The 2279-nt window shown below is 47.2% G+C and carries 4 protein-coding genes; all 4 read right to left on the bottom strand.

All coding sequences use genetic code 11. The features are described from left to right. Positions 1 to 76: 76 nt before the first annotated feature. Genes FYJ62_RS10400 through FYJ62_RS10385 form a run of 4 tightly spaced genes read right to left on the bottom strand, consistent with a single transcriptional unit; the run spans position 77 to position 2191 of the window. Entirely contained in the window at positions 77 to 1420 is a 1344-nt protein-coding gene (locus FYJ62_RS10400) for an IS66-like element short variant transposase (protein ID WP_154549566.1), read from the bottom strand. Continuing rightward, positions 1377 to 1613, bottom strand: a complete 237-nt coding sequence (locus FYJ62_RS10395) for an IS66 family transposase (protein ID WP_154549297.1) — start codon at positions 1611 to 1613, stop codon at positions 1377 to 1379. Before FYJ62_RS10395 ends, FYJ62_RS10400 begins: the two co-directional genes overlap by 44 nt. Before the next feature lie 55 nt (positions 1614 to 1668). After that, a complete protein-coding gene (tnpB, locus tag FYJ62_RS10390) occupies positions 1669 to 2016 on the bottom strand; it encodes an IS66 family insertion sequence element accessory protein TnpB (protein WP_154486615.1) in 348 nt (115 codons plus the stop codon). Further along, complete coding sequence (locus tag FYJ62_RS10385) at positions 2009 to 2191, bottom strand: hypothetical protein (RefSeq protein ID WP_154549565.1); 183 nt, start codon at positions 2189 to 2191, stop codon at positions 2009 to 2011. The genes tnpB and FYJ62_RS10385 overlap by 8 nt, the downstream gene beginning before the upstream one ends. Positions 2192 to 2279: the final 88 nt, after the last annotated feature.

Raw genomic sequence — 2279 nt, 5'->3', positions numbered from 1 at the left:
GTAAGCGCCCAATATCGCGGTATATTAAAATCCCATCCTAGCAATGCTAAGATGGGATTAATCAGTTTATGGGACTTCACTTACAGTGTAGCTGAACATTCTCAGCCCATGGTAAATAGGCTTCCAGACGCTGATTGTCTAATAATGACAGCTCATTGGGCAGCTTGTCTAGAAGATAGTTGATGTATTTGAATTGATCCAAGCCATTTTGCTTGGCAGTTTCGAGTATGCTCATAATGATCGCCATGGATTTGGCGCCTGTACTGCTCTGTGAAAAGAGCCAGTTCTTGCGTCCCATGACGATCTCTTTGACCGCTCGTTCTGCTCTGTTGTTGGACAGTTCAAGGCGACCATCTTTTAGAACGTTCATGAACTTGTCCATGTGCTTTATGCAATACTGGAAGGCCGTCCCCAGCTTGCCGGATGGCAACACGGAGATTGATTTCTTGGAGCACCAGTCGGAAAACTTCTCTAGCAGAGGCTTTAATTCGGACTGACGCTTCTCGTATCTCTCTTCGGCGGAAAGGTCTTTCCAAGCGTGCTCCAGGCTAAACATTTGGTTACAGTAACGGATCCCTTGATTAGCCACCGAAGTCGCGTCGGATTCTCTAGCCTTGTCTTTAGGCAAGGAATCATGGAATTTCCGTCTTGCATGAGCCATACAGCCTACAAGAGTCACATCCTGTTGGCTTAATCGTAAATAGCCAGGATATTGATCACAATGAAGGTATCCGCTGAAACCTGTGAGGAAATCCCACGCTTCGGCGCCCTTTCGTGATCCATGGTGATACAGGACAATCGGCTTCTCGGAATGCTTGCCTGACAAGAAGGTCCAGACGTAGTCTTTAGCTCTTTCACTGTCTAAGACTCGATATGGCGTCTCATCTGCGTGAATTACATCCTGTTTTAGCAGCTCTTTTCTCAAGAGTTCGTAAAGGCTGGAGAGGTAGTACTCGCAGACTTTGATATGCCAATTCGAAACCGTCTTGTGATCAAGCGGAAGGCCCATACGTCGCAAGTCTTTCTCTTGCCGGTAGGCAGGAACCTTGAGAACGTACTTCTGATAGATCGTATTTGAGATCAAAGAAGCTGAGCCAAGACTGTTGGTTAACGGAGCCTTGGGTACAGGTGCTTTGATAATCTTGTCAGTTGGTGCCTCATCACTGCAGTGCGGGCACTTGTAAGAGTGCTGAATATGGTCGATTCGCTTAACCTGGGCTGGAATGTAGAGCAGCTCTTTTCTGGCACAGAAGCTGCCGATCTCTTTCAGCTCGTGCTGGCAGTCTGGACAGGTAAGGTCATCCAAGCGATGATGAACCTCCTCGCCCGGAAGAGAAGCTAAGATGTCCTGCTTTCTGCCGACCTGCTTGCGTCTCTTATAGGTAATAGTTTCGGTAATGCGAGGGCAAGTCCTCGTCATCTTCACCGCCAGCCTTGTCTTCATCGAAGAGACTCAGCTGGTTAGTATTGACAACGTTCTTTTCGGAGGATTTTCCGTAAAGCTTCCTGGTCAAATACTCAACTTGTTCAGTAAGGAGAGCGACCTGCTTGAGCAGCTCTTCGTTAGTTGCTTTGAGCGTTTCGATTAAAGCTGAAGTGTCTTTGTCGGTCATGGTTGTTGTCCCTCCTTGATTCATAATCATTAGAATACCAGAAAAGCTCGTGAAATCAATACAATTCACGAGCTCTTGCGATATGAATTTTAGGATCAATGGTAAAGCCCTGCATCAAGCGCATGACTTGCTCATCAGACAGCTCTCGCACTTCGTCTTCATTGTTTGGCCAGGCAAGCTTTCCATTCTCAAAGCGCTTATAGAGCAACCAGAAGCCCTGGCCATCCCAATAAAGTGCCTTGAAGCGGTCCTTTCGACTGCCACAGAAAAGAAAGACGCACCCGGAGAAGGGATCGAGATGGAAGCTCTTCTTAACTATGTAAGCAAGCGAATCGATCCCTCGACGCATGTCGGTCTTACCGCAAACAATGAACACGCGACCCAGTTCTGCCAGATTAATCATGGCTCAAGAACCTGTCTACGACTTCGAGCATAAGCTCGTTAGTGGCATCACTGTAAAATGACAGCTCAACCCCATTGGACTTCAGGTTAAGAACAAGCCGGTTCTTTCCGGGCCTCTTCTTAGGTCTGATTCTGTCCTTTGGCAGCTCGAGCGGTACGATTGGATGTTCAGTCATAATATCGTGTTCCTCCGTATTCAATTGTTAAGAACAGTATATGACTATTGAACAGAGGTCGATAGATACCGCGCTATTGGGCGCTTAC

Origin of the sequence: Lactobacillus porci (genome assembly GCF_009695985.1) — a bacterium.
Classification (GTDB): Bacteria; Bacillota; Bacilli; order Lactobacillales; family Lactobacillaceae; genus Lactobacillus; species Lactobacillus absianus.
This window is presented reverse-complemented; position numbering and strand designations above follow the sequence as displayed.